Origin of the sequence: Pseudomonas sp. RIT778 (genome assembly GCF_019718735.1) — a bacterium.
Classification (GTDB): Bacteria; Pseudomonadota; Gammaproteobacteria; order Pseudomonadales; family Pseudomonadaceae; genus Aquipseudomonas; species Aquipseudomonas aphyarum.
Genome location: NZ_JAIHBA010000036.1, coordinates 1 through 26,417 on the forward strand (window position 1 = coordinate 1; position 26,417 = coordinate 26,417).

Consider the following 26,417-nt stretch of genomic DNA (forward strand, 5'->3'; position numbering starts at 1 on the left):
GTGGTCGGCGCGACGCAGCAGGTCGGCGTATTCCTTCTTCACTTCGCCGAGGATGCGCACGCCCAGGCCCGGGCCCGGGAACGGGTGACGGTAGACCATGTCGTACGGCAGGCCCAGTTCCAGGCCCAAACGACGAACTTCGTCCTTGAACAGTTCGCGCAGTGGCTCGACCAGTTTCAGGTTCATCTCTTCCGGCAGGCCGCCCACGTTGTGGTGCGACTTGATCACGTGGGCCTTGCCGCTTTTCGCGCCAGCCGACTCGATCACGTCCGGGTAGATGGTGCCCTGAGCCAGGTACTTGATGTTGTCCAGCTTGCAGGATTCGGCATCGAACACGTCGATGAAGGTACGACCGATGATCTTGCGCTTCTTCTCTGGATCGGCTTCGCCGGCCAGGTTGTTCAGGAACTGGTCTTCAGCGTTGGCGCGGATCACCTTGACGCCCATGTTCTCGGCGAACATGGCCATCACCTGCTCGCCTTCGTGCAGACGCAGCAGGCCATTGTCAACGAAAACGCAGGTCAGCTGGTCGCCGATGGCCTTGTGCAGCAGCGCCGCAACCACCGAGGAGTCCACACCGCCGGACAGACCCAGCAGCACGTTGTCGGTACCGACCTGTGCGCGGATGTTGGCGATGGCGTCTTCGGCGATCTTCGACGGAGTCCACAGGGCTTCACAGCCGCAGATGTCGAGAACGAAACGCGACAGGATGCGACCGCCCTGCTTGGTGTGGGTCACTTCCGGGTGGAACTGCACGCCGTAGTAGGCGCGCTCGTCGTTGAACATGCCGGCGATCGGGCAGCTCGGGGTGCTGGCCAGGATGTGGAAGTCTTCCGGCATTTTGGTGACCTTGTCACCGTGGCTCATCCACACGTCGAGGCCGAACAGGCCGTCGGCGTCGATGTGGTCTTCGATGCCGTCGAGCAGACGGCTCTTGCCGACCACGTCAACGCGGGCATAACCGAACTCACGCAGTTCGGAGCCTTCAACCTTGCCGCCCAGTTGCTCGGCCATGGTCTGCATGCCGTAGCAGATACCGAAGACCGGTACGCCCAGGTCGAACACCGCTTGCGGGCAGCGCGGGCTGTTGGCTTCGTGCACGGACTCGGGACCGCCGGCGAGGATCACGCCTTTTGGCGCAAATTCGCGGATCGCATCTTCGTCCATGTCGAACGGGTGCAGTTCGCAGTACACACCAATCTCGCGCACGCGGCGGGCGATCAGTTGGGTGTATTGCGAACCGAAGTCGAGGATCAGGATGCGGTGAGCGTGAATGTCGAGGGCCATGATTCAGTCTCGTCTAAGTAATTCAGAAACAGTCTTTGATTCAGAAACGACTCGGGGCTGAATAAAACAGCCCCGGTCATTTAACGTTTTGCTTGAAGCCTCAACCTACGCGGTAGTTTGGCGCTTCCTTGGTGATCTGCACGTCGTGAACGTGGGATTCGGCCATGCCGGCACCGGTGATCCGCACGAACTCAGGCTTGGTGCGCATTTCTTCGATGTTGGCGCTGCCGGTGTAACCCATCGAGGAACGCAGACCGCCCATCAACTGGTGAATGATCGCGCTCAGGGTGCCCTTGTAAGGAACACGCCCTTCGATGCCTTCCGGAACCAGTTTCTCGGCGCCTGCCGAGGAGTCCTGGAAGTAACGGTCGGAGGAACCTTGAGCCTGGGACATGGCGCCCAGCGAACCCATGCCGCGATAAGCCTTGTACGAACGGCCCTGGAACAGTTCGATCTCGCCCGGCGCTTCTTCGGTGCCTGCGAACATCGAGCCCATCATCACGCAGGACGCACCGGCCACGATGGCCTTGGACAGGTCACCGGAGAAACGGATGCCGCCGTCGGCGATCAACGGAACGCCGGTGCCTTCGAGGGCAGCGGCAACGTTGGCGATGGCACTGATTTGCGGAACGCCGACACCGGCGACGATACGGGTGGTGCAGATCGAGCCAGGGCCGATACCGACCTTGACGGCATCGGCGCCAGCTTCGGCCAGAGCCTTGGCGGCTGCGCCGGTGGCGATGTTGCCGCCGATCACCTGCACTTCAGGGAAGTTCTCTTTGACCCAGCGAACGCGGTCGATCACGCCTTTGGAGTGACCGTGTGCGGTGTCGACCACCACCACGTCCACACCGGCATTGACCAGGGCGGCAACGCGGTCACCGGTATCTTTACCGGTACCGACCGCAGCGCCGACGCGCAGACGACCTTGATCGTCCTTGCTGGCCAGCGGGTAGGCCTTGGCTTTTTCGATGTCTTTGACGGTCATCATGCCTTTGAGGGCAAACTTGTCGTCGACGATCAGGACTTTTTCCAGGCGGTGCTTGTGCAGCAGCTCGCGGACTTCGTTCTTGTCGGCGCCTTCGCGAACGGTGACCAGACGCTCTTTCGGCGTCATCACTTCACGAACGGTGGCGTCCAGACGGGTTTCGAAACGCACGTCACGGGAAGTGACGATGCCGACCAGGTCGCCATCGTGCAAAACCGGAACGCCGGAAATGTTGTGCATGCGGGTCAGTTCGAACAGATCACGAACCGTGGCGTCAGCCTCGATGGTGATGGGGTCCTTGACCACACCGGCTTCGAACTTCTTGACCTTGCGAACTTCGGCAGCTTGCTGCTCGATGGTCATGTTCTTGTGGATAATGCCGATGCCACCTTCCTGAGCCATGGCAATTGCCAGACGGGCTTCGGTGACGGTGTCCATGGCGGCAGAAACCAGAGGAATGTTCAGCTCGATGCCACGGGTAAGGCGGGTCTTCAGACTGACTTCGTTAGGAAGCACCTCGGAATAACCAGGCACTAAAAGAATGTCGTCGAAGGTCAGAGCTTCTTGGCTGATACGCAGCATCGCGGGGGCTCCCGAGCGGGAAAATGGAAGCGCGCCATTATACTCAGACACCCTACCGGGCTCAATGTAAAACTTGTCTTATATCAATGTTGCTGATGTACGGGAAAAACGCCCCTTACAACTCGACCTTGACCCAGCTCACCGGTTGATCCAGCCAGTCGGCGAATTCGTCGATGAAACTCTGCTTGAAGCCCGCCTCCAGCCAGTTGTTGAAGATGAACCCGAGGTTGGAAAACCCGCACTCCTGCAAATACAGGAAACCGTTGATGTCGTCTTCATGCCCGCATTCAGGACAGGTGAAGTTGTCGGTGCGGCCCGGCATCCAGTCTTCCAGGCTTTCGAACAGCGCTTCGCCGATCTCCTGGCGGCACTCGGCACAACCGGCTTCTTCGAGAAAACCTTTGGCCGGGGTGTAGATGCAGCGCTTGGTGATGACTTCCAGCCCATTGATCGGCTCACCGAACGGCAGCGCCTCGGGATGCAGCACCACCGCGCGGGCACCATCGGCGATGGCGTAGCCCATGCGATTGCCGGTACGTCCGCAGGTGCTCAGCTCTTCCTTGATGATGTTCTTGCGCACCAGCCAGCGCAGGATCGCCCGGGCCCGGGGCTCGTGCACCGGCAGGTTGGAGATTTTCGGGACGATGATGCTTTGGGAATTCATGGTGCAAGCCTGCTGCAAAAACCGAAGGTTACCCCTGTGGGAGCGAGCCTGCTCGCGATGGCGGTGAGTCAGTCACGTCAATACTGGCTGATACGGCACTATCGCGAGCAGGCTCGCTCCCACAGAAACTGCGGCCGGCAGCTTAATCCCTGACAAAATCCGGTCAAGTGCTTAAATAGCGGCCGATCAGCGCAATCCCGCTCGCCAGCACCAGCCAGGTCACCAACCGCACGAAGGCCTCGCGGGACAGGCGCATGGTCAACCGCCGCCCGACCCACAAGCCCAGCGCCATGGCCGGCAACAGGCACAGCGCAAGCATCAACAAGGGTAGCTCGGCATACACCCCGGCGATGGCGAACAGGCTCAAACGCACCACCGTGCTGCAACTGATCAGGGCACTTTGCGTGGCCCGCGCCGCGTCTTTTGGCAGTCGGCTGTTGAGGTAGATCGCATAAAGAAAGCCGCCACTGCCGAACAATGCCCCGAACAGCCCGCCCACCGTGCCCATCGGCAACGCCCATCCGGCGGACAACTGCGCCGGCCGCGCCTTGATCCACAAGCTGTACATCGCATAGGCACTGATGAACAACCCCATCAACAGCAGCAAAAGATCGGACTTGAGATTAAGCAGGAAAATCACCCCCAGCGTGCACCCGACCGCCATGCACGGCAGCAGCCGCAGCAATTCCGGTTTCGCCACGTCGCGCCGCGACGGCAGCAGATTGCCGAACGCCGCGACGAAATCCAGCAATACCAACAACGGCACGATCTTCGACAACGGCATGAACAGAATCAGAATCGGCCCCGCCACCAGCGCCGTACCGAAACCGGCTATCCCGAACACGATGTAGGCCAGCGCGATGGCCAGCCCGATCACCACCCAGCCCTGCGCGCCCCACGACCATTCGCTCAACAACCCCGCCACACTCATTCGCTCGCTTCCTTTATAAGCCTGCGATGACTTTAGCCAGCGCCGAGGGTTGCGACTAATATCTTAGAATCCGCCAAGCCATCTCGAAAAGGCATACCTCGTGCTTTCAACCCGTCAATTGCGCTACTTCGTGGAAATCGCCGAGAGCGGCAGCTTCAGTGCCGCAGCCGAACGGCTGTTCATCGCTCAATCGGCGCTGAGCCGGCAGATCAAGGACATGGAAACCCGCCTGCAAACGCCGCTGTTCGAACGCACCGCGCGCCAGCCCCGGCTCACCGCCGCTGGCGAAGCGTTCCTGCCCCGGGCGAGAAACCTGCTCAATGAACTGAACAAGGCCAGCACCTTGGCCACGGAAATTGGCCAAGGGCAGCGCGGTACTTTGCGCGTGTGTCACTCGAGTACCGTGCCGATCAGCGGCCAACTGTTGCGCGACATGAGCGCATATCTGGATCAACAACCCGGCGTTTCGCTGGACATCGGCACGCTCTCCTCGGAAGCACAACTTGAAGAACTGGCCGAGGGCCGGCTCGATATCGGTCTTCTGCGCCTGCCGGTGCTGCGCCAGCGCGAGGGTGTTCAGGTTGTGCCGCTTTATACCGAACGCTTGCTGCTTGCCGTGCCGGCGGGTCATCGACTGGCTTTGATGGAGGCAGTCGATCTGGCACAACTGAAAGACGAAGCCTTCATCTCCATCCCGCATCCGCAGCGCGGCGGGCTGAGTTACTTGTGCGCGGACCTGTGCATGCGGCACGGTTTCTTCCCCCAGGCTGCGCGAGTGATGTCGCGCAAGACCACACAATTGCAGTTGATCCAGGCCGGATTCGGCATCGCTCTGCTGCCGGAATCGATGCAGGACATTGCGCCGGCCGGTGTGAGATTTCTGCCGCTGACCGGCGATTGCCAGAGCACCGTCGCCCTTGCTTCTCGGCACAATCCCACACCTCTGGTGCAACACTTCCTCCAGACATTCACCGGCGAATGCCTTTAAACTGCGCCCCATGATTAAAGATCCCTTTGCAAGACTCGGCCTCGACCGCGAAGTCCTGACCGTCAGCCAGCTCAACGGCCGCGCGCGGGTGTTGCTCGAAGACGTGTTCAGCAACATCTGGGTCGAAGGCGAAATCTCCAACCTCGCCCGCCCGGCGTCCGGCCACGTGTATTTCACGCTCAAGGACAGCGGCGCGCAGGTGCGTTGCGCGCTGTTCCGCCAGAACGCCGCGCGGGTGCGTCAGGCGCTGAAGGACGGTCTGGCGGTCAAGGTGCGTGGCAAGGTCTCGCTGTTCGAAGGGCGTGGCGACTATCAACTGATCCTCGACACCGTGGAGCCGGCCGGTGATGGCGCCCTGCGTCTGGCCTTCGATGCCTTGAAGGAAAAGCTCAGCGCCGAAGGCCTGTTCAGTGCCGAGCGCAAGGTGCCGCTGCCGGCGCACCCGCAGCGCATCGGCATCATCAGTTCGCCGACCGGCGCGGTGATCCGCGACATCATCAGCGTGTTCCGCCGCCGCGCGCCGCAGGTTCAGCTGACGCTGATTCCCACCGCCGTTCAGGGCCGCGAAGCCACCGCGCAGATCGTCCGCGCCCTGAAACTGGCGGATGCCCGTGGTTTCGACGCGCTGATCCTGGCTCGCGGCGGCGGCTCGCTGGAAGACCTCTGGTGCTTCAACGAAGAGGCGGTGGCCCGGGCGGTGGATGCCTGCGTCACGCCGATCGTCAGCGCGGTCGGCCATGAAACCGATGTGTCGATCAGTGACTTCGTGGCTGACGTGCGCGCTCCGACGCCGTCCGCTGCCGCTGAACTGCTTGCCCCGGATTCCAGCCACCTGATCCGGCAGGTCGAAAGCCTGCATCGCCGGTTGGTGATGCGCATGCGTGATCGCCTGATGCGCGATCGATTGCGCCTTGAAGGCATGACCCGCCGGTTGCGCCATCCCGGCGAGCGTCTGCGCCAGCAGGCACAGCGTCTGGATGATCTGGACATGCGCATGCGCCGCGCCTTCGAGCGCCAGCTCAATACCCGCCGCGAACGCCTGATTCGTCTGGAAACCCGCCTCGCCGGGCAACATCCGGGACGCCAGCTGGCCTTGTTGCGCCAGCGCCTCGACAGCCTCGCCGAGCGCCTGCCACGCGCCATGAACGAAGGCCTGAAACGCCGCCGTTTACAGCTGCAAAGCCAGATGCAGACCCTGCACGTGGTCAGCCCGCTGGCGACTCTCGGCCGTGGCTATAGCATTCTGCTGGATGAGCGCGGCAACGCGATTCGCAACGCCGCGCAGACTCACACCGGCCAGCGCCTCAAGGCCAGACTGGGCGAAGGCGAACTGCAAGTGCGCGTCGAGGACAATCACCTCACGCCTGTCACCCTTTCTTTACTGGACTGATCCATGCCGCGTTTTCTAGCTCCGCTGCTGTTGCTGTGCCTGACCTTCAACGCCCACGCCGACAGTTACATCACCCGCCTGCTGAACAAACCGGTGCCGGGCGGCGTGGCTGTCGTCGATCTGGGGACCGCTGCGCAAGCGCCGAAAGCCACGTATCAGGGCAAACCGGTGCTGGTGGTCAAGGAACAGAACAACTGGCTGGCGATTGTCGGTGTTCCGTTGACCGTCAAACCCGGCGTTCAGCAGATCAGCAGTGGCGGCCGTAACCTCAACTTCAATGTCGGCAACAAGAAATACCCGGAACAGCACATCACCCTGAAGAACACCCAGCAGGTCAATCCGAACCCGGCCAACCTCAAGCGCATCGAGGGCGAACTGGCCGAGCAGATCAAGGCCTACCGCAGTTTCAGCCCGAATACCCCAAGCAATCTGCTGCTGGACAAACCGGTCAACGGACCGCTGTCGAGCAAGTTCGGCGTGCGCCGTTTCTTCAACGGTGAAGAGCGCAATCCGCACGCTGGCCTCGACTTCGCAGTGCCGGCCGGCACGCCGATCAAGACCCCGGCGGCGGGCAAGGTAATCCTGATCGGCAACTACTTCTTCAATGGCAACACGGTGTTCGTCGACCACGGCCAGGGCTTCATCAGCATGTTCTGCCACATGTCGAAGATCGATGTGCAGAACGGCCAGCAACTGGCCCGCGGTGCGGTGGTGGGCAAGGTGGGCGCTACAGGTCGGGCGACCGGGCCGCACATGCACTGGAACGTCAGCCTGAACGATGCGCGGGTCGATCCGGCGATTTTCATTGGGGCTTTCCAGTCTTGATTTGCGGGTGAGGCGACTAGCCTCATCGCGAGCAGGCTCGCTCCCACAGGGATTGCGCACGACGAACGGACTGCGCAATCTCTGCAAACATTCACTTTGATTCAGAGAATAAAATCTCGGAAAAAACCGCTTTCCGGGTATTCCTCTCAATTTTTTTCGACTGCTTGCCATCCTCTCCCCCCGCGGTTAGGGTTGAAGGCATGAAAACCTCTCACACCCTCATTCAGCTTCGCCAGCACCGCAGCCTGTGCCTCGTCAGCGCACGACTGCCGGGCTGAATCGCTGCGCCTCGTCCCACGCTTTTCCAAGAACGTTCGTTCCACCGGCAGGCCGCCTCTTTTCGGCCCAGACAATAAGGAATTTCCCGATGAGCATGCTCAAAGACCCGTCTTCGAAATACCGCGCGTTTCCTGTGATCAACCTGCCGGACCGCACCTGGCCGTCGAAAACCATCGATGCCGCGCCGATCTGGTGCAGCTCCGACCTGCGTGACGGCAACCAGTCGTTGATCGAGCCAATGGACGCGGTGAAAAAGCTGCGCTTCTGGAAAACTCTGGTGCAGGTCGGCGTGAAGGAAATCGAGGCGTCGTTCCCGGCCGCTTCGCAAACCGATTTCGACTTCGTACGTACCCTGATCGAAGACGGCCACATCCCGGACGACACCACCATTCAGGTGCTGACCCAGGGCCGTGAAGACCTGATCGAGCGCACCTTTGAATCCCTGCGCGGGGCGAAGAAGGCCATCGTTCACCTGTACAACGCCACCTCCCCTTCTTTCCGCCGCATTGTCTTCAATCAGGACAAGGACGGTATCAAGGCTATCGCCGTGAACGCCGCCAAGCTGTTCGTCAAATACGCAGCCATGCAGCCGGACACCGAGTGGACCTTCGAGTACTCGCCGGAAACCTTCAGCGCCACCGAGCTGGAATTCGCCAAGGAAGTCTGTGACGCGGTGATCGAGGTCTGGAACCCGACGCCTGAGCACAAGATCATCCTCAACCTCCCGGCCACCGTTGAATGCGCGACGCCGAACGTCTACGCCGACCAGATCGAGTGGTTCCACCGCAACATCAATCGTCGTGACAGCGTGATCATCAGCCTGCACACCCACAACGACCGTGGCACCGGCGTGGCCGCCACCGAGTTGGGCCTGATGGCCGGCGCCGACCGCGTCGAAGGCTGCCTGTTCGGCAACGGCGAGCGTACCGGCAACGTCGACCTCGTGACCGTGGCACTGAACATGTACACCCAAGGCCTCGACCCACAACTGGACTTCTCCGACATCGACGGCGTGCGCAAAGTCGTCGAAGAGTGCAACCAGATCCAGGTTCACCCGCGTCACCCGTACGTCGGCGACCTGGTGCACACCGCGTTCTCCGGCTCCCACCAGGACGCAATCCGCAAGGGCTTCTCGCAGCAGAAACCGGACACTCTGTGGGAAGTGCCGTACCTGCCGATCGATCCGGCCGACATCGGCCGCAGCTACGAGGCGGTGATCCGCGTCAACAGCCAGTCGGGCAAAGGCGGCATCGCCTACTTGCTGGAGCAGGAATACGGCATCAGTCTGCCACGTCGCATGCAGATCGAATTCAGCCAGGTCGTGCAGCGTGAAACCGATCGCCTGGGCCTGGAGATGACTGCGCAGCAAATCCACGCGCTGCTGCACAGCGAGTACCTGCAAGCCAACACCCCGTACGCGCTGGTCAGCCATCGCCTGCAGGAAGAAAACGGCAACAGCGCCGTTGAAGTGGAAGTGGCGAGCAAGGGTCAGGGCGAAACCAACCTGCACTGGCGCGGCAAGGGCAACGGCGCGCTGGAAGCGCTGGTGGCCGGTCTGCCGATTCCGGTGGAGATCATGGACTACAACGAACACGCCATCGGCGCGGGCACCAACGCCAAAGCGGCGGCCTACATCGAACTGCGTGTGAACGGCGAACGTGCGGTGCACGGCGTGGGCATCGATGAAAACATCACCACTGCCAGCTTCAAGGCCCTGTTCAGCGCGCTGAACCGCTCGCTGAGCCAGCCGGAAGCGAAAGCGGCGTAACTGACCGCTGCAATGCAAAAGGCCCCGGAGTGCGAACTCCGGGGCCTTTTTATTTTTTATCTGATCGTTCCCACGCTCTGCGTGGGAATGCCTCAAGGGACGCTCCGCGTCCCAGTGACGCAGAGCGTCACGAACTGCATTCCCACGCGGAACGTGGGAACGATCTAGGTGACTTGGGCTATTAAGTGAACTCGAAGGTGTCCGCGTCAAGATTCGCCGGGAACCGCTCGCGGTAAGCGGCCAGCGAAGCCGCTTCCAGAACCACCTTGAATACCCCGTCAGCCTCCCCCGCCGCCAGCAAACTCTCGCCCTGGAAATCCAGCACCTGACTGTCGCCGGTATACGCGAAACCCTTGCCATCAGTGCCAACGCGGTTGACCGCCGCCACATAGCACAGGTTTTCGATCGCCCGGGCCGGCAGCAAGCGGTTCCAGTGCTGACGCCGCGCGCCCGGCCAGTTGGCCGCGTACAGCAGCAGATCGGTGTCCTGAGCGTCGCGGCTCCACACCGGGAAGCGCAAGTCGTAGCAGATCAGCGGACGCACCCGCCAGCCCTTGAGCTCGAACTGCACCTGGCGCTCGCCGGGGGTGTAGTGGTTGTGCTCGCCGGCCATGCGGAACAAGTGGCGCTTGTCGTAATGCAGCACTTCGCCGTCCGGCCGCGCCCACAGCAAGCGATTGCGGTGGCTGCCGTCGGCGGCCTGGATGATCACGCTGCCCGTGACGACCGCGTTCAGTTTCGCCGCCTGGATCCGCAGCCATTTGCTGGTCGGGCCGTTTTCGGCTTCGGCCAAGGTTTCGGACTCCATGGAGAATCCGGTGGTGAACATTTCCGGCAGGATGATCAGATCCGCACCGCGCGCCTGCTCCAGCAAGGCGTCGAAATGCTCGAGATTGGCCTGACGATCATGCCAGGCCAGGCTGGTCTGGATCAGCGCCAGATTGAGATCGGGCAACGCACTCAGATCACGCATAGTTTGGCCGCCGCTTCCCGCAGCGTCTCCTCACGTTTGGCAAAGCACAGGCGCACCAGGCGCTGGCCTTCGGGTGGATTCTGGTAGAACACCGACACCGGAATACTCGCCACGCCATGCTCGCGGGTCATCCACATCGCCATCTCGACATCGTTCAGGTCGGGACGAATCTGCGAGTAATCGACCAACTGGAAATAGGTGCCGGTGACCCGGGTGAAGCTGAATCGCGACGGCGCCAGCAGATCACAGAACAGATCGCGCTTGCCCTGATAGAAGCCCGGCAGTTCTTCGACGTGTTCCGGATGCTCAGCCATGTAATCGGCCAGAGCGAACTGCAACGGTGTCACACCGCAAAAACTGACGTACTGATGCACCTTGCGCAGCTCCGCCGTCAGGGCCGGCGGCGCCACGACGTAGCCGGTTTTCCAGCCGGTGACGTGATAGGTCTTGCCGAACGAGCTGACCACGAAGGCGCGCTGATACAGCTCTTCATGGGCCAGCACGCTGACGTGCGGCACGCCGTCGAATACCAGGTGTTCGTAGACTTCGTCGCTGATCACGTAGATGTCGCGATCTCGGATCAACGCCGCCAGTTGATCCAGCTCGGCGCGACTGATCAATGCGCCGCTCGGGTTGTGCGGAGTATTGAGGATGATCATCCGCGTGCGCGGGCTCAGGGCTGCGCTGAGTTTGTCGAAGTCGATGGAGAAATCTTTCAGCCCAAGTTGCACATGCACGCAGCGCCCGCCGGCCAGCTCTACTGCTGGCTCGTAGCTGTCGTAGGCCGGGTCGAACACGATGACTTCGTCGCCGCTGTGGATAACCGCCTGGATAGCGCAGAAGATTGCTTGGGTCGCGCCCGGTGTGACGGTCACTTCGGTATCGGCATCGACATTGGCGCCATAACTGCGGGCGATTTTCGCCGCGATCTGCTGACGCAGCGCCGGCAGGCCGGTCATGGGCGAATACTGGTTATGACCGCTGGCGATGTGTCGACCGACCGCGTCGCGCAGTGCCTGCGGGCCGTCGAAATCGGGAAAACCCTGGGAAAGGTTGATCGCTCCGGTCTGCGCCGCGAGCTGAGACATCTGCGTGAAAATAGTGATGCCGACATTCGGCAGCTTACTGGTGATCATCGGGTTTCCCTGCTCTGCCCCGGCTCTGACGACGGCGCGGGAGAGCCCGAGGATAGCCCATCCGGCGCCCATAAAAAAAGGGCGCCAAACGGCGCCCCTTCTCTCTGTTCGCAACGACCTTACTTCTTGTCGCGGCGCTTCTTGCTGGCCTTCTTGTTGTGCGACATCAAACGACGTTTCTTGTTGACCTGGCGGTCGGTCAGCGTGTTCTTGTTGCCTTCGTACGGGTTCTCGCCGCCCTTGAACTCGATACGGATCGGCGTACCGACCAGTTTGAGCACACGACGGTAAGTATTTTCCAGATAGCGCACGTACGACTTCGGCACTTTCTCGATCTGGTTGCCGTGGATCACGATGATCGGCGGGTTCGCACCACCCAGGTGAGCGTAACGCAGCTTGATCCGGCGGCTGTTGACCATCGGCGGCTGGTGCTCGCTGACCGCGTCTTCGAGAATCTGCGTCAGGCGGCTGGTCGGCCAGCGGGTGACCGCCGACTTGAACGAGTTCTGCACCGAGGCGTAAAGGTTGCCCACGCCAGTACCGTGCAGAGCCGAGATGAAGTGGATATCGGCGAAGTCAACGAAGAACAACCGACGCTGCAACTCGACCTTCACGAAGTCGCGCTCGCTCGGCGTCATGCCGTCCCACTTGTTGATCGCGATCACCAGTGCACGACCCGCCTCGAGGGCGAAGCCCAGCAGGTTGAGGTCGTGATCGACCACGCCTTCGCGGGCGTCCATCACGAAGATCACCACGTTGGCGTCTTTGATCGCCTGCAGGGTTTTGACCACGGAGAATTTTTCGACTTCTTCGTGGATCTTGCCGCGCTTGCGCACACCGGCGGTGTCGATCAGCGTGTACTTCTCGTCGTTACGCTCGAACGGGATGTAAATGCTGTCGCGAGTAGTGCCGGGCTGGTCATAGACGATCACCCGGTCTTCACCGAGCATGCGGTTGACCAGGGTCGACTTGCCGACGTTCGGACGGCCGATGATGGCGATCTTGATCCCGTCTTTTTCGCTCGGGCCAGGAATGCGCTTGGCTTCCTCGCCTTCGGCGACCACTTCTTCCTCTTCACCTTCGGCCGGCTCGTCATCATCGCGCGGGAAGTCGCTCAGGGCGGCTTCCAGCAATTGCGTGATGCCGCGACCGTGGGCGCCGGCGATCGGAATCGCGTGGCCCATGCCCAGCGGGGCGAATTCGGCGCGGGCCATTTCCGGGTCGATGTTGTCGACCTTGTTGGCGACCACGTGGGAACGCTTGTTACGCTTGCGCAAGTGTTCGGCGATCATCTGGTCGGCGGCGGTGAAACCGGCCTTGGCATCTACCAGGAACAGAACGACATCCGCTTCTTCGATGGCCAGCAGCGACTGCTCGGCCATTTTTTCGTCCATACCATGCTCGTCACCGGAGATACCGCCGGTGTCGATCAGAATGTAGGAACGCCCTTGCCACTTGGCCTCACCGTACTGGCGATCACGGGTCAGACCGGACAAGTCGCCAACGATGGCGTCGCGAGTCCTGGTCAGGCGGTTGAACAAGGTGGACTTGCCGACGTTCGGTCGGCCCACCAGGGCGATTACGGGAACCATGCGGCTCTCCACTTCGTTATTTCAGAAAATACAAAAGCCGCTGCGAGGCAGCGGCTGGTGCTCGGGGCAACACCCGTGGGTGCTGCAAACCCTGCAGAAGCAAGGCCGCCTGGGGAGTTAACCCCAAGCATAGTTGTTACTTGATGGTCAGGGCTTCCAGTTTGCCGCTGTTGCCATACACATAAATCGTGTCGCCCACCACCAGCGGACGGGCACGCAGGCCGTCGCTGTCGATGCGCTCGCGGCCGACGAAACGACCGTCCACCTGACTCAGCAGGTGCAGGTAACCTTCCAGGTCACCGACTGCAACGTAGCTGGAGAACACTTCCGGCGCCGACAGTTGACGACGGGCCAGCGAGTCGTTGCTCCACAGTGCTGTGGTGGAACGCTCGTCGACGCCTTCAACGGTGCCCGACGACAGGCTTACGTAGACGTTGCCGAAACCCTGGGCAACACCGGCGTAGCTCGACGCGTCGCGCTGCCAGAGTTGACGGCCGCTTTCCAGATCCAGTGCCGCAACGCGACCCTGATAGCTGGCGACGTACAGGGTACCGCCGGACAACAGCAGACCGCCGTCGATGTCGACCACGCGCTCCAGTTCCGAACGACCTTGTGGAATCGCAATCCGCTGTTCCCAGACCGGCACGCCGTTGGAAATGTCGAGAGCGACCACTTTACCGGTCGACAGCCCAGCCACCGCGAGGCGGTTGGTGACGATCGGTGCGCTGGTGCCGCGCAGGGTCAGCACGGCCGGAGTGCTGTCATACACCCAGCGCTGATTGCCGGTGGACGCGTCCAGACCGATCAGACGATCGTCCTGGGTCTGTACCACCACCACGTCACCGTTGTTGGCCGGTGGCGCGAGGACTTCGCTGTTGACGCGCGAGCGCCACTTCTCTTCACCGTTGATGGCGTCGAGGGCAACGACTTCACCGCGCAGGGTGCCGACCATGACCAGACCGTAACCCACGCCAACGGCGCCGGACACAGGCAGTTCAAGGTCTTTCTTCCATTTCACGTCGCCGTTGCCGCGATCCAGGCCCATCACGATACCGGTCACGTCGGCTGCGTAGATGGTGTCACCGTCGATCGCCGGTACCAGCATGTTGTACGTTTCGCCCTGACCGTCACCGATCGAGCGGCTCCACTGCTTGTGCAGGACCACTTCTTCTTTGAAGTCGGTCAGCTCGGCCGGTGGCAGTTCTTTTTTGCTGTTGCTGCTGCAACCCGCGGCCAGAATGGCCAGAGCCAGCAATGCTGCATGCTTCCAACGGATCACGTCACGCATCCCCTTTGGCCAGGTCGTCCAGCTTGATTTGAAGGCCACCGACCGCCGCTTCATCCGACAGTGCCGCCTTGGCTTTTTGATACGCCGCGTTCGCTTCATCGGTACGGCCCAGCTGTACCAGCAGGTCGCCCTTGAGTTCTTCGCGAGTGGCCAGGAACGACTTGTCGGCATCGCCTTCGAGCAGTTTCAGGGCTTCATCGGCCTTGTTCTGCGCACCCAGTACCTGCGCCAGACGCTGACGGGCGATTTCGCCCAGCGCCGGGTTGGCCGGTTTGGCAACGATGGCCTTCAGTTCGGTCGCCGCGTCGTCCAGCTTGCCGCTGTCGACCGCTACCTTGGCCACGAACAGGCTGCCGTACTGCGCGTAGGCAGAACCGCCGAATTCGCTGTTGAGCTTGCCGGCCAGATCCGCAACGCGCGCGGCGTCAGGCTTGCCATCCGGGGTCAGCGTGGTTTCCAGCAATTGCTGATAGAGCACCGAGGCGCCTTGCGACTGGTTGCTCTGATACTTGTGAAAAGCCTGCCAGCCGAACACGATGACCAGCGCCAACAGGCCGCCGGTGACCAGAGGTTTGCCGTTGCGTGTCCACCAGTCCTTCAAATCCGCCAACTGTTCGTCTTCGGTACTCGACACCCCAATACTCCTTAATCGCTAAATCGGCTGTTTAGACAGCTTCAACCCTGCACGACGCAGGTGGCCAGGTGTGCAGCGAGCGCATCCCAGGCAATGCTTTGTTGTTCGCCCTGGCCACGCAGGGGTTTGAAACCTACCACTTGCTGGGCCATTTCGTCGTCACCGAGGATCAGTGCGTACAGCGCACCGCTCTTGTCGGCTTTCTTGAACTGGCTCTTGAAGCTGCCGGCGCCGGCATTGACTTGCAGGCGCAGGTTGGGCAGTTGGTCGCGTACACGCTCGGCCAGGGCCAGACCGGCCAGCTCTGCTTCTTCGCCGAAGGCGCAGAGATAGACGTCGACCTGACGGGAGATTTCTTCCGGGATCTGCTCCAGGGTTTCCAGCAGCAGCACCAGACGCTCGATACCCATGGCGAAACCGACGCCCGGGGTCGGCTTGCCGCCCATCTGCTCGACCAGACCGTCATAGCGCCCACCCGCGCAGACGGTGCCCTGGGCGCCGAGCTTGTCGGTGACCCATTCGAATACAGTTTTGCTGTAGTAATCCAGACCACGCACCAGCTTCGGGTTCAGCACGTAAGGAATGCCGACGGCATCCAGACGGGCCTTCAGGCCTTCGAAGTGGGCACGGGATTCGTCATCCAGGTAATCCGCCATTTTCGGCGCATCGACCAGCACGGCCTGGGTGTCGGCATTTTTGGTGTCGAGCACGCGCAGCGGGTTGGTTTTGAGGCGACGCTGGCTGTCTTCGTCCAGTTTGTCGTGGTGCGCCGAGAGGTACTCGACCAGCGCTTCACGATAACGGCCGCGGGACTCGCTGGTGCCGAGGCTGTTGAGTTCGAGCTTGACTGCATCGCGGATGCCCAGCTCGCCCCACAGGCGCCAGGTCAGCACGATCAGTTCGGCGTCGATGTCCGGACCGTCGAGGTTGAACACTTCCAGACCGATCTGGTGGAACTGGCGATAACGGCCTTTCTGCGGACGCTCGTGACGGAACATCGGGCCGATGTACCAAAGTTTCTGTACCTGGCCACCGCCGGTGATGCCGTGCTCGAGCACTGCACGCACGCACGCGGCCGTGCCTTCCGGACGCAGGGTCAGGGAGTCGCCGTTGCGGTCTTCGAAGGTGTACATCTCTTTTTCGACGATGTCGGTCACTTCACCGATCGAGCGCTTGAACAGCTCGGTGAACTCGACGATCGGCATGCGGATCTGCTTGTAACCGTAGTTATCCAGCAGACGCGAAACGGTGCCTTCGAAATAACGCCATACCGGCGTCTGTTCCGGCAGAATGTCGTTCATGCCACGAATGGCTTGCAGAGACTTGCTCACAGAAATTCCTTAATTCGTTCGATCAGCCGCGCGCGATAACCGCTGCGTCAGCTTCGACCTTCTCGGCCGCTTTCTCGCGGATCAGCTTTTCCAGCTCGTCCACCAGATTGTCATTCGTCAGTTTCTGCGACGGCTTGCCGTCGATGTAAATCAGGTTTGGCGTGCCGCCGGTCAAGCCGATATGGGCTTCCTTGGCTTCGCCGGGGCCGTTGACCACGCAACCGATCACCGCGACATCCAGCGGCACCAGCAGGTCTTCAAGGCGCCCTTCCAGCTCGTTCATGGTCTTGACCACATCGAAGTTCTGCCGCGAGCAGCTCGGGCAGGCGATGAAGTTGATGCCACGGGAACGCAGATGCAAAGACTTGAGAATGTCGTAACCGACCTTCACTTCCTCGACCGGGTCGGCCGCCAGCGAGATGCGGATAGTATCGCCAATCCCCTCGGCGAGCAGCATACCTAGGCCCACGGCGGATTTCACTGTACCGGAGCGCAATCCGCCGGCTTCGGTGATGCCCAGGTGCAGCGGCTGGACGATTTCCTTGGCCAGCAGACGGTAGGCTTCAACGGCCATGAACACGTCGGAAGCCTTCACGCTGACCTTGAAGTCCTGGAAATTCAGGCGTTCGAGGTGTTCGACGTGACGCAGGGCGGACTCGACCAGCGCGGCCGGGGTCGGCTCGCCGTATTTCTTTTGCAAGTCTTTTTCCAGGGAACCGGCGTTGACGCCGATGCGGATCGGGATCCCGCGGTCACGGGCGGCATCGACCACCGCACGCACGCGGTCTTCGCGACCGATGTTGCCCGGGTTGATGCGCAGGCAGTCCACACCCAGTTCGGCCACGCGCAAAGCGATCTTGTAGTCGAAGTGGATGTCGGCAACCAACGGCACCTTGACCAGTTGCTTGATCTTGCCGAACGCCTCGGCGGCGTCCATGTCCGGCACCGAAACGCGGACGATGTCGACGCCGGCGGCTTCCAGACGGTTGATCTGCGCGACGGTGGCAGCGACGTCATTGGTGTCGCTGTTGGTCATGCTCTGCACAGCGATAGGGGCATCGCCGCCCACGGGCACGTTACCGACCCAGATCTTGCGCGATTCGCGACGTTTGATTGGAGATTCGCCGTGCATGACTTATTGACCCAACTTCAGGCGAGCGGTCTCGCCACTGGTGAACGGAGCGACATCGACCGGCTGGCCGTTGTAGCTGACCTGCGCGCCACGGGCAACGCCCAGACGCACGGCAAACGGAGGCTTGCCGACGACAGACAGGCTGTCGCCCTTACGCTTGAGGCCGCTGTACAGCACTTTGCCGCTGCCATCGGTCACTTGAGTCCAGCAATCGGCGATGAACTGCACCTGAACCTGGCCCTGACCTGCGGCCGGAGCAACTGGCGCTGTCGGCGTGGGTGCAGCGACGGCCGGGGCTGCCGGGGCAGCAACGGTCGGTGCAGGCGTGGCCGGAGCGGCTGGTGCTGGAGTTGCCGGAGCAGCCACTACAGGCGCTGGCGTATGAGCCGGTGCAGCCGGAGTCGCGGCTGGCGTAGCAGGTGCCGGAGCAACGGGTGCGGTCGCTGGCGCTGCGGCCTCGGTCTCGGCACCGGTCGATTCAGCAGTGGTTTCCGATTGAGGCAGCGCCAGAGCGGTCGAGCCCTCGGCCTCGCCTTCCGCGACGGCCTGGTCTTCCGGCTCGTCCAGCGGATGAATCTGGGTGGTGCCGTCGGCGCCTTCGACTTCGACGTGCTCCGGAGCCAGGCCGATCAGGTCCTTGGTACGCATCGAGGTCTGATCCTGCCACCAGACGAAACCGCCGCCGATGACCGCGATCAGCAACAACAGGCTGACGATACGCAAAATGGTGTGGGAAACCCGTACCGGCTCTTCGATACGGCCCAGTGCGTGGACGTTGCTGCCCTGGGAATCGGTGCCGGTGGACTGGTCGAATTGCTGGACCAAAACAGTCTGGTCCATGCCAAGCAATTTGGCGTACGCGCGAATGTAGCCGCGAGCGAAAGTATGCCCGGGCAACTTGTCGAATGCGCCGGCTTCAAGATTGCTCAGGGAAGTCACGGTGAGGTTGAGCTTGAGGGCCACTTCGGCCAGCGACCAGCCATTGCTTTCGCGGGCCTGGCGCAGGGTCTCACCGGGGTTAACGCGATTCGCTGCTACAACTTCGGGATGCGCCGCTTTCATCATTGCTCCGACAGGTATTGCTGATATTCCGGCGTACCGGGATAGAGTCGTTTTAATTGCAGGCCCGCACTGGCGGCCTTGTCGCGATCTTCAAATACTTTTGCCAACCGAACGGCGAGCAACAGACTACGTGCATTTTGCTCGGAGAGCTGGCTGAAACGGTCGTAATAGTCACGCGCGGGCACATAATGCCTGTCTTCGAATGACAACTCAGCCATTTCCAGCAATGCGCGCGGCTGCTGACGGTTCAAACGCAGCGCTTTTTCCAGCTGCTGCTGCGCCAGATCACGCTGCCCGAGCTTCGCCGCCGTCATGCCGAGGTTCTCGAACACCCGCGAACGCTCAGGATACAGGGTATCGGCGGCCGCCTGTTCAAAACGCTCGTAGGCTTCCTTGTAACGCTGTTCTTCGTAGAGAAAACTGCCGTAGTTGTTGAGGATGCGCGCATCGGCGGGACGGGAGGACAAGGCTTTGCGGAAGTGTTCGTCAGCAAGCGCAGGTTCCATTTCGGCCTGGAATACCAGCCCCAGCGCGGCATTGGCGTCGGGATCCGAACCGTCCAGTTCCAGCGCCTTCTTCAGTGGAACCTTGGCCCGCTCGGTCATGCCCTGCTGCAAGTATCCCAGCCCCAGCTGCACGTAGGCAGCCCGCGCTTCGTCACGGCCCTTGCTGGTCTTCATCGGGTTGTAATCGCCCGACAGGACACAACCAGCACACAGGCTGGCCAACAGCAACAGCAGCGCAAAGCGCAGGGACATAGAGATCCTCTCTTAGTTAGTGTTCGCGGCGTTCTGTGCCAGATCGCTGTCGGCGCTCAACTCACGCACGGCGATGTAACGTTCGCTGCGACGGGTGCGATCCAGCACCTGCCCTACCAATTGACCACAAGCCGCGTCGATGTCTTCACCACGGGTGGTGCGCACGGTGACGTTGAAACCGGCCTGGTGAAGCTGATCCTGGAACCGGCGGATGGCGTTGTTGCTCGGCCGCTCGTACCCGGAATGCGGGAACGGGTTGAACGGAATCAGGTTGATCTTGCATGGAATGTTCTTCAGCAACTCGATCATTTCCACAGCGTGCTCAAGCTTGTCGTTGACGTCCTTGAGCAAGGTGTACTCGATGGTCAGCACGCGCTTCTCGCCCAGTTCGGACATGTAGCGCTGGCACGACTCGAGCAGCATCTTAAGCGGATATTTCTTGTTGATCGGCACCAATTGGTTACGCAATGCGTCATTCGGTGCGTGCAGGGACAACGCCAGGGATACGTCGATGTGCTTGGCCAGCTCATCGATCATCGGCACCACACCCGACGTGGACAGGGTCACGCGGCGCTTGGAGATCCCGTAGCCCAGGTCATCCATCATCAGATGCATGGCGGCCACGACGTTGTCGAAGTTCAGCAGCGGTTCGCCCATGCCCATCATCACCACGTTGGTGATGGCGCGGTCGATGGTAGCCGGAACACTGCCGAAGGATTTGTTGGCAATCCACACCTGGCCGATGACTTCGGCGGCGGTGAGGTTGCTATTGAAGCCTTGCTTGCCGGTGGAGCAGAAACTGCAGTCCAGGGCACAGCCTGCCTGGGACGAAACGCACAGAGTGCCGCGTTTGCCCTGGGGAATGTAAACGGTCTCGACGCAGCTGCCGGACGCCACGCGCACCACCCACTTGCGGGTGCCGTCGCTGGAGATGTCCTCGCTGACCACTTCGGGACCACGGACCTCAGCAACAGCCTTGAGCTTTTCGCGCAAGGCCTTGCTGACGTTCGTCATGGCGTCGAAATCATCGACGCCAAAGTGGTGAATCCATTTCATTACCTGACCGGCACGGAAACGCTTCTCCCCGATTGAGTCGAAGAATTTTTCCATTTCCGGCTGGGTCAGACCCAGCAGGTTGGTTTTAACAGTCGATGTAGTCATGGATTCACCTTCACTCTTTAAGCCAATGCTTAGCGAGTGGTTACTTCAGTAGCTGCGAAGAAGTACGAGATTTCACGAGCAGCAGCGGCTTCGGAGTCCGAACCGTGTACAGCGTTGGCGTCGATGGAATCAGCGAAGTCAGCACGGATGGTGCCGGCAGCAGCTTCTTTAGGGTTGGTAGCACCCATCAGCTCACGGTTCAGAGCGATAGCGTTTTCGCCTTCCAGAACCTGAACAACAACAGGACCGGAGATCATGAAGGCAACCAGGTCGCCGAAGAAACCACGAGCGCTGTGCTCAGCGTAGAAGCCTTCGGCTTCGGCTTTGGACAGTTGCTTCAGTTTCGAAGCTACAACGCGCAGGCCAGCGTCTTCGAAGCGAGTGGTGATCTTGCCGATCACGTTTTTAGCAACGGCGTCAGGCTTGATGATGGAGAAAGTACGTTGAACAGCCATGGTGTAACTCCAGAAACGGTAATTTGCGAAAAATTAAACCCGCGAATTATACGCGGGTTCTTGGGTATTGCCTAACCTGCGAGGACGATCAGTCCAATTCTTCGGCCCAGAGAGTCTGAACCGCCTCCAACACCTTCTCGCCAACACGACCAGAGGTATTGTCGAAATCCGGCAACTCTTTGATCCATTGCTGCAGGTCGACGAAATTGACAGAAAACGGGTCTACACCCGGTTTGGCTTCCGCCAGCTCTTCTGCAATACGTTGAACATCATTCCAACCGTAGCTCATGACAGTCTTACCAGTCAGTGCGGCGCTTCGGCCGCATGGTTAAGCGAATATTTCGGAATTTCGACGGTGATGTCTTCTTCACCGACGATCGCCTGGCAAGCCAGGCGCGACTGGGCTTCCAGACCCCAGGCACGATCAAGGAAATCTTCCTCCAACTCGTCGGCTTCTTCCAGCGAGTCAAAACCCTCGCGAATGATGCAGTGACAAGTGGTGCAGGCGCAGACGCCGCCGCAGGCGCTTTCCATCTCGATGTGGTGTTCGTGAGCCAGTTCGAGGATCGACGTGCCAGGCGCAGCGTCAACGACCATGCCTTCAGGGCAGAACTTCTCGTGGGGCAGAAAAATGACCTGCGGCATCAGATATCCTCGATTTCATTCAGATTGCGCCCGGACAGAGCGGCTTTCACCGTCTGATCCATACGACGGGCTGCAAAAGCATCGGTCACTTGCGACAGACGCTTGGTCTGCTGCTCGATGGCATAACCATCAGTGCCTTTCATCAGTTCGGTCAGTTCCTGCACCTGCAGATCAATGACCATGCGCTCCTCGGCGTCGAGCAAACGCTCGCCATCCGCCTCAAGAGCGCCCTGCACCGCTTCGATCAGGCGCTGCGCATCGACTTGCTGCTCGCGAAGAACGCGGGCGACCTTGTCGTCATTGGCGTGCTGGAACGAATCTTTCAGCATCTTGGCGATTTCGCCGTCGGTCAGACCATAGGACGGCTTGACCTGAATGCTCGCTTCAACGCCCGAGCCCAGTTCACGGGCAGAAACGCTGAGCAGACCGTCGGCATCGACCTGAAAGGTCACACGAATTTTCGCCGCACCGGCCACCATCGCCGGGATGCCGCGCAATTCGAAGCGAGCCAGCGAGCGGCAATCGCTGATCAGCTCACGCTCGCCCTGCAACACGTGGATCGCCATGGCCGACTGGCCGTCTTTATAAGTGGTGAAGTCCTGGGCGCGAGCGACGGGGATGGTGGTGTTACGCGGAATCACCTTCTCCATCAGGCCGCCCATGGTTTCCAGCCCCAGGGACAGCGGAATCACGTCGAGCAGCAGCAGTTCGCCGCCATCGCGCTTGTTGCCGGCCAGCGTATCGGCCTGGATCGCGGCACCGATGGCCACCACTTGATCCGGGTCGATTTCGGTCAGCGGCTGACGGCCGAAGGCTTCGGCGACAGCTTCGCGAACACGCGGAACACGGGTCGAACCACCGACCATGACCACGGCGTGCACGTCTTCCAGCTCGACGCCGGAATCGCGAACGGCGCGGCGGCAGGCTTTCAGGCTGCGGGCGACCATTGGCTCGATCAGCGCATCGAAGGCTTCGCGGGTCAGTTGTGCTTTCCAGTCGCCGTAGGCAACTTCAACACTGTCAGAATCCGTCAGGGCTTCTTTGGCTGCGCAGGCAGTTTGCAGCAGGCTGCGTTGCGCGCCCGGATCGAGGTCGGCGGACAAACCGGCGCTCTCGATAATCCAGCCGGCAATCGCGTGATCGAAGTCATCGCCGCCCAGCGCGCTGTCACCGCCGGTTGCCAGAACTTCGAAGACGCCACCAGTCAGGCGCAGAATCGAAATATCGAAAGTGCCGCCACCCAAATCATAAATCGCGACCAGGCCTTCGGCATGTTGATCCAGACCGTATGCCACCGCTGCGGCGGTCGGCTCGTTGAGCAGACGCAACACGTTCAGACCGGCGAGTTTCGCCGCGTCCTTGGTAGCCTGGCGCTGAGCATCGTCGAAATACGCCGGAACGGTGATCACCGCACCCACCAGCTCACCGCCAAGGGTGGCTTCAGCGCGCTGACGCAATACTTTCAGGATATCGGCGGAGACTTCGACCGGGCTTTTCGGGCCCTGCACGGTGTCGATGAAAGGCATGTGCGATTCGCCGCCGACAAAGCGGTACGGCAGTTGATCGCCCAATTGCTTGACGTCGGACAGACCACGACCCATCAGGCGCTTGACCGACAGCACAGTATTCAGGGGATCGGAGGACGCAGCCAGTTTGGCCGACTCGCCGACTTCGACGCGATCGGCGTGATAACGCACGGCGGAAGGCAGGATGACCCGCCCTTCGGCGTCGGCCAGCGGCTCGGAAAGACCACTGCGCAACGCAGCGACCAGCGAATTGGTAGTGCCCAAGTCGATCCCCACAGCCAGACGACGCTGGTGCGGTTGAGGACTTTGGCCGGGTTCGGCGATCTGCAGTAGGGCCATCGTGATCAGGACTTATCTGTATATCAGGCGTGCGACCGGAGCGGCACTGGGTTAATCGTCGAGGCGCTCTTCTAACTGGCGCACTTCGTAGGTGAGCTTGTCGAGGAACTGCATGCGCCGCATCAGGCGTTCGGCCTGTTCGCGCTGCGCTGCATCATCCCAACAGGCTGCGAAGCTTTCGTTGAGCTCTTCCTGGGCGGTTTTCAGGCGACGCTTGAAGGCCGCGACACCGTCCAGATCGGCACTGTCCTGCAGATCTTCGAGCTCTTCGCGCCATTGCATCTGCTGCAAAAGAAACTCGGGATCGTGGACGGTAACTTCCATCGGCACTTCATGCCCGCTGATGGTCAGCAGGTAACGTGCACGCTGGGCCGGACTCTTGAGCGTCTGGTAGGCATCGTTGAGCCGCGCAGACTGCTCGAGCGCCGACCGCTGCTCGCGCTCGGAAGCATCGGCAAAGCGGTCAGGATGAACGCCGCGCGCCAGCTCGCGATAGCGCGTGGCCAACTGCTCGAGATCCAGACGAAAGCCCGGTTGCAGCTCGAATAAAGCGAAATGACAAGGAATACCCACGACAAGCCTCAGATGTTGAAGCTTTCGCCGCAGCCACATTCACCGCGTACGTTGGGGTTGTTGAACTTGAAGCCTTCGTTCAACCCTTCCTTGACGAAATCGAGCTCGGTGCCGTCGAGGTAGGCCAGGCTCTTCGGGTCGATGATCACTTTCTCGCCGTGACTCTCGAACACCTGATCTTCTGCAACCACCTCGTCGACAAACTCCAGCACGTAGGCAAGGCCGGAACAGCCCGTGGTGCGAACACCCAGACGAATCCCTTCACCCTTGCCGCGCCCGTCGAGGGAGCGTCGCACGTGTCGAGCAGCCGCTTCTGTCATGCTGATAGCCATCGTTGACTCCTTACTCGTCGCCCAATGCTTAGATCAAGCCTTTCTTCTGCTTGTAATCGCGAACGGCGGCCTTGATGGCGTCTTCAGCGAGAACCGAGCAGTGGATTTTCACTGGCGGCAGGGCTAGTTCTTCGGCCAGCTGAGTGTTCTTGATGGTTTCAGCTTCGTCCAGGGTCTTGCCTTTCATCCACTCGGTAGCGAGGGAGCTGGAGGCGATAGCCGAACCGCAGCCGTAAGTCTTGAACTTGGCGTCTTCGATAACGCCCTGATCGTTGACCTTGATTTGCAGACGCATCACGTCGCCGCACGCCGGAGCACCGACCATGCCGGTGCCGACATCAGGATCTTCCGCGTTCATCTTGCCGACGTTGCGCGGGTTTTCGTAGTGGTCGATGACCTTTTCGCTGTAAGCCATGATTCTCAATCCTCACTCATCAGGGCCGCTCTTGAGACCCTGCAACTGCGCTGCGTAAACCGCCGCGTCGCTACAGGATCTGTATCCGGCGGCTTCTATATTTAGTGTGCCGCCCACTCGATCTTCGAGATATCGACGCCGTCTTTGTACATGTCCCACAGCGGCGACAGAGCGCGCAGCTTGGTAACGGCCTCGCAGACTTTCTGCGCGGCGTAGTCGATTTCTTCTTCGGTGGTGAAACGGCCGAAGGTGAAACGGATCGAGCTGTGTGCCAGTTCGTCGTTGCGGCCCAGGGCGCGCAGTACGTACGAAGGCTCAAGCGACGCCGAGGTGCAGGCCGAACCGGACGAAACCGCCAGATCCTTGAGCGCCATGATCAGCGACTCGCCTTCAACGTAGTTGAAGCTCAGGTTCAGGTTGTGCGGAACGCGGGCGGTCAGGCTGCCGTTGACGTACAGCTCTTCCAGGTGCTCGACCTGCTTGTAGAAACGGTCGCTCAACGCCTTGATGCGGACGTTTTCGGCAGCCATGTCTTCCTTGGCCACACGGAACGCTTCGCCCATGCCGACGATCTGGTGAGTCGCCAGGGTGCCGGAACGCATGCCGCGCTCGTGACCGCCGCCGTGCATGGTCGCTTCGATGCGCACACGCGGCTTGCGGCTGACGTACAGCGCGCCGATACCTTTAGGGCCGTAGGTCTTGTGGGCGGAGAACGACATCATGTCGACTTTCAGTTTCTGCAGGTCGATTTCGACCTTGCCGGTGGACTGAGCGGCGTCGACGTGGAACAGGATGCCCTTCGAACGAAGCAGCTCGCCGATGGCGGCGATGTCGTTGACGGTACCGATTTCGTTGTTCACGTGCATTACCGACACCAGGATGGTGTCTTCGCGCAGCGCGGCTTCGATCATGGCCGGGGTGATCAGGCCATCTTCGGTCGGATCGAGGTAGGTGACTTCGAAACCTTCACGCTCCAACTGGCGCATGGTGTCGAGGACAGCCTTGTGTTCGATCTTGGAGGTGATCAGGTGCTTGCCCTTGGAGGCGTAGAAATGTGCCGCACCCTTGATTGCCAGGTTGTCGGACTCGGTGGCACCGGAGGTCCAGACGATTTCACGCGGGTCGGCGTTGACCAGATCGGCCACCTGACGACGGGCGTTTTCGACGGACTCTTCGGCTTTCCAGCCGAACACGTGGGAACGGGACGCCGGGTTACCGAAGTTTCCGTCGACCAGCAGGCATTCACTCATTTTTTGCGCAACGCGCGGATCGACCGGGGTGGTCGCAGAGTAATCAAGGTAAATCGGCAATTTCATGGACTATCTCCTAAATCAGGCTGGCTGGCGTGCCGCTAGCTCTCTGG

General features: G+C 60.8%; 26 protein-coding genes. 4 read left to right on the plus strand and 22 right to left on the minus strand.

The genetic code is table 11. The features are described from left to right. From guaA to K5E37_RS23765, 4 genes are all read right to left on the minus strand, one after another. On the minus strand, positions 1-1,287 hold a 1,287-nt coding region (guaA, locus tag K5E37_RS23750; RefSeq protein ID WP_221535324.1), incomplete at its 3' end, for a glutamine-hydrolyzing GMP synthase. A gap of 100 nt (positions 1,288-1,387) precedes the next feature. After that, positions 1,388-2,857, minus strand: a complete 1,470-nt coding sequence (gene guaB, locus K5E37_RS23755; RefSeq protein ID WP_011335798.1) for an IMP dehydrogenase — start codon at positions 2,855-2,857, stop codon at positions 1,388-1,390. A gap of 115 nt (positions 2,858-2,972) precedes the next feature. Then, the gene (locus tag K5E37_RS23760; protein WP_221535325.1) at positions 2,973-3,521 is read right to left on the minus strand and encodes a sugar ABC transporter ATPase; all 549 of its coding nucleotides are present in this window, start codon (positions 3,519-3,521) and stop codon (positions 2,973-2,975) included. A 163-nt stretch (positions 3,522-3,684) separates the two neighbouring features. Beyond that, a complete protein-coding gene (locus K5E37_RS23765; protein ID WP_221535326.1) occupies positions 3,685-4,452 on the minus strand; it encodes a sulfite exporter TauE/SafE family protein in 768 nt (255 codons plus the stop codon). Positions 4,453-4,552: 100 nt separating this feature from the next. Between K5E37_RS23765 and K5E37_RS23770 the strand changes: the two genes are divergently transcribed. The 4 genes from K5E37_RS23770 to leuA all read left to right on the plus strand — a co-directional run bounded on the left by K5E37_RS23770 (position 4,553) and on the right by leuA (position 9,702). After that, positions 4,553-5,440: a LysR family transcriptional regulator gene (locus K5E37_RS23770; RefSeq protein ID WP_221535327.1), complete on the plus strand. Its 888-nt coding sequence runs from the start codon at positions 4,553-4,555 to the stop codon at positions 5,438-5,440. Positions 5,441-5,450: 10 nt separating this feature from the next. Then, positions 5,451-6,830, plus strand: a complete 1,380-nt coding sequence (xseA, locus tag K5E37_RS23775) for an exodeoxyribonuclease VII large subunit (RefSeq protein ID WP_007956669.1) — start codon at positions 5,451-5,453, stop codon at positions 6,828-6,830. A 3-nt stretch (positions 6,831-6,833) separates the two neighbouring features. Next, positions 6,834-7,655: a peptidoglycan DD-metalloendopeptidase family protein gene (locus K5E37_RS23780; RefSeq protein ID WP_221535328.1), complete on the plus strand. Its 822-nt coding sequence runs from the start codon at positions 6,834-6,836 to the stop codon at positions 7,653-7,655. 367 nt (positions 7,656-8,022) lie between these two features. Further along, positions 8,023-9,702, plus strand: coding sequence for a 2-isopropylmalate synthase (gene leuA / locus K5E37_RS23785; protein ID WP_179693826.1), 1,680 nt, complete (start codon positions 8,023-8,025; stop codon positions 9,700-9,702). 181 nt (positions 9,703-9,883) lie between these two features. On the opposite strand, the gene K5E37_RS23790 is transcribed toward leuA, so the two are convergent. From K5E37_RS23790 to K5E37_RS23875, 18 genes are all read right to left on the minus strand, one after another. Further along, positions 9,884-10,675, minus strand: a complete 792-nt coding sequence (locus K5E37_RS23790; protein WP_221535329.1) for an amidohydrolase — start codon at positions 10,673-10,675, stop codon at positions 9,884-9,886. Beyond that, positions 10,663-11,811: a pyridoxal phosphate-dependent aminotransferase gene (locus tag K5E37_RS23795; protein ID WP_221535330.1), complete on the minus strand. Its 1,149-nt coding sequence runs from the start codon at positions 11,809-11,811 to the stop codon at positions 10,663-10,665. The genes K5E37_RS23790 and K5E37_RS23795 overlap by 13 nt, the downstream gene beginning before the upstream one ends. Before the next feature lie 119 nt (positions 11,812-11,930). Further along, positions 11,931-13,403, minus strand: coding sequence for a ribosome biogenesis GTPase Der (gene der / locus K5E37_RS23800; protein WP_007956675.1), 1,473 nt, complete (start codon positions 13,401-13,403; stop codon positions 11,931-11,933). 136 nt (positions 13,404-13,539) lie between these two features. Beyond that, positions 13,540-14,691, minus strand: coding sequence for an outer membrane protein assembly factor BamB (gene bamB / locus K5E37_RS23805; RefSeq protein WP_039765728.1), 1,152 nt, complete (start codon positions 14,689-14,691; stop codon positions 13,540-13,542). Beyond that, positions 14,684-15,325, minus strand: coding sequence for a tetratricopeptide repeat protein (locus tag K5E37_RS23810; RefSeq protein ID WP_007956678.1), 642 nt, complete (start codon positions 15,323-15,325; stop codon positions 14,684-14,686). Before K5E37_RS23810 ends, bamB begins: the two co-directional genes overlap by 8 nt. 41 nt (positions 15,326-15,366) lie before the next feature. Then, positions 15,367-16,656: a histidine--tRNA ligase gene (hisS, locus tag K5E37_RS23815; RefSeq protein ID WP_085606838.1), complete on the minus strand. Its 1,290-nt coding sequence runs from the start codon at positions 16,654-16,656 to the stop codon at positions 15,367-15,369. A gap of 22 nt (positions 16,657-16,678) precedes the next feature. After that, positions 16,679-17,788, minus strand: a complete 1,110-nt coding sequence (gene ispG, locus K5E37_RS23820; protein WP_007956680.1) for a flavodoxin-dependent (E)-4-hydroxy-3-methylbut-2-enyl-diphosphate synthase — start codon at positions 17,786-17,788, stop codon at positions 16,679-16,681. Between the two features lie 3 nt (positions 17,789-17,791). Beyond that, positions 17,792-18,850: a RodZ domain-containing protein gene (locus K5E37_RS23825; protein WP_221535331.1), complete on the minus strand. Its 1,059-nt coding sequence runs from the start codon at positions 18,848-18,850 to the stop codon at positions 17,792-17,794. Next, positions 18,850-19,608, minus strand: coding sequence for a type IV pilus biogenesis/stability protein PilW (gene pilW / locus K5E37_RS23830; protein WP_007956682.1), 759 nt, complete (start codon positions 19,606-19,608; stop codon positions 18,850-18,852). Before pilW ends, K5E37_RS23825 begins: the two co-directional genes overlap by 1 nt. A gap of 12 nt (positions 19,609-19,620) precedes the next feature. After that, a complete protein-coding gene (gene rlmN, locus K5E37_RS23835) occupies positions 19,621-20,769 on the minus strand; it encodes a 23S rRNA (adenine(2503)-C(2))-methyltransferase RlmN (RefSeq protein ID WP_007956683.1) in 1,149 nt (382 codons plus the stop codon). A 29-nt stretch (positions 20,770-20,798) separates the two neighbouring features. Further along, complete coding sequence (gene ndk / locus K5E37_RS23840) at positions 20,799-21,224, minus strand: nucleoside-diphosphate kinase (protein WP_221535332.1); 426 nt, start codon at positions 21,222-21,224, stop codon at positions 20,799-20,801. A gap of 88 nt (positions 21,225-21,312) precedes the next feature. Then, positions 21,313-21,513 (minus strand): Fe-S cluster assembly protein IscX, encoded by a 201-nt coding sequence (iscX, locus tag K5E37_RS23845; protein ID WP_008084655.1) that lies wholly within the window; start codon positions 21,511-21,513, stop codon positions 21,313-21,315. A 14-nt stretch (positions 21,514-21,527) separates the two neighbouring features. Next, the gene (gene fdx, locus K5E37_RS23850) at positions 21,528-21,869 is read right to left on the minus strand and encodes an ISC system 2Fe-2S type ferredoxin (RefSeq protein WP_007956685.1); all 342 of its coding nucleotides are present in this window, start codon (positions 21,867-21,869) and stop codon (positions 21,528-21,530) included. Further along, positions 21,869-23,734 carry a Fe-S protein assembly chaperone HscA gene (gene hscA / locus K5E37_RS23855; protein WP_085745316.1) on the minus strand — a complete coding sequence of 622 codons (1,866 nt, stop codon included), beginning with the start codon at positions 23,732-23,734 and terminating at the stop codon, positions 21,869-21,871. Before hscA ends, fdx begins: the two co-directional genes overlap by 1 nt. A 51-nt stretch (positions 23,735-23,785) precedes the next feature. Continuing rightward, on the minus strand, positions 23,786-24,307 hold the full coding sequence (gene hscB, locus K5E37_RS23860; protein WP_007956687.1) for a co-chaperone HscB: 522 nt from the start codon (positions 24,305-24,307) through the stop codon (positions 23,786-23,788). 8 nt (positions 24,308-24,315) lie between these two features. Then, entirely contained in the window at positions 24,316-24,639 is a 324-nt protein-coding gene (gene iscA / locus K5E37_RS23865) for an iron-sulfur cluster assembly protein IscA (RefSeq protein ID WP_003227904.1), read from the minus strand. A 28-nt stretch (positions 24,640-24,667) separates the two neighbouring features. Beyond that, positions 24,668-25,054, minus strand: a complete 387-nt coding sequence (gene iscU, locus K5E37_RS23870) for a Fe-S cluster assembly scaffold IscU (protein WP_003227907.1) — start codon at positions 25,052-25,054, stop codon at positions 24,668-24,670. A gap of 101 nt (positions 25,055-25,155) precedes the next feature. Further along, a complete protein-coding gene (locus tag K5E37_RS23875; protein ID WP_007956689.1) occupies positions 25,156-26,370 on the minus strand; it encodes an IscS subfamily cysteine desulfurase in 1,215 nt (404 codons plus the stop codon). Between the last annotated feature and the right edge of the window lie 47 nt (positions 26,371-26,417).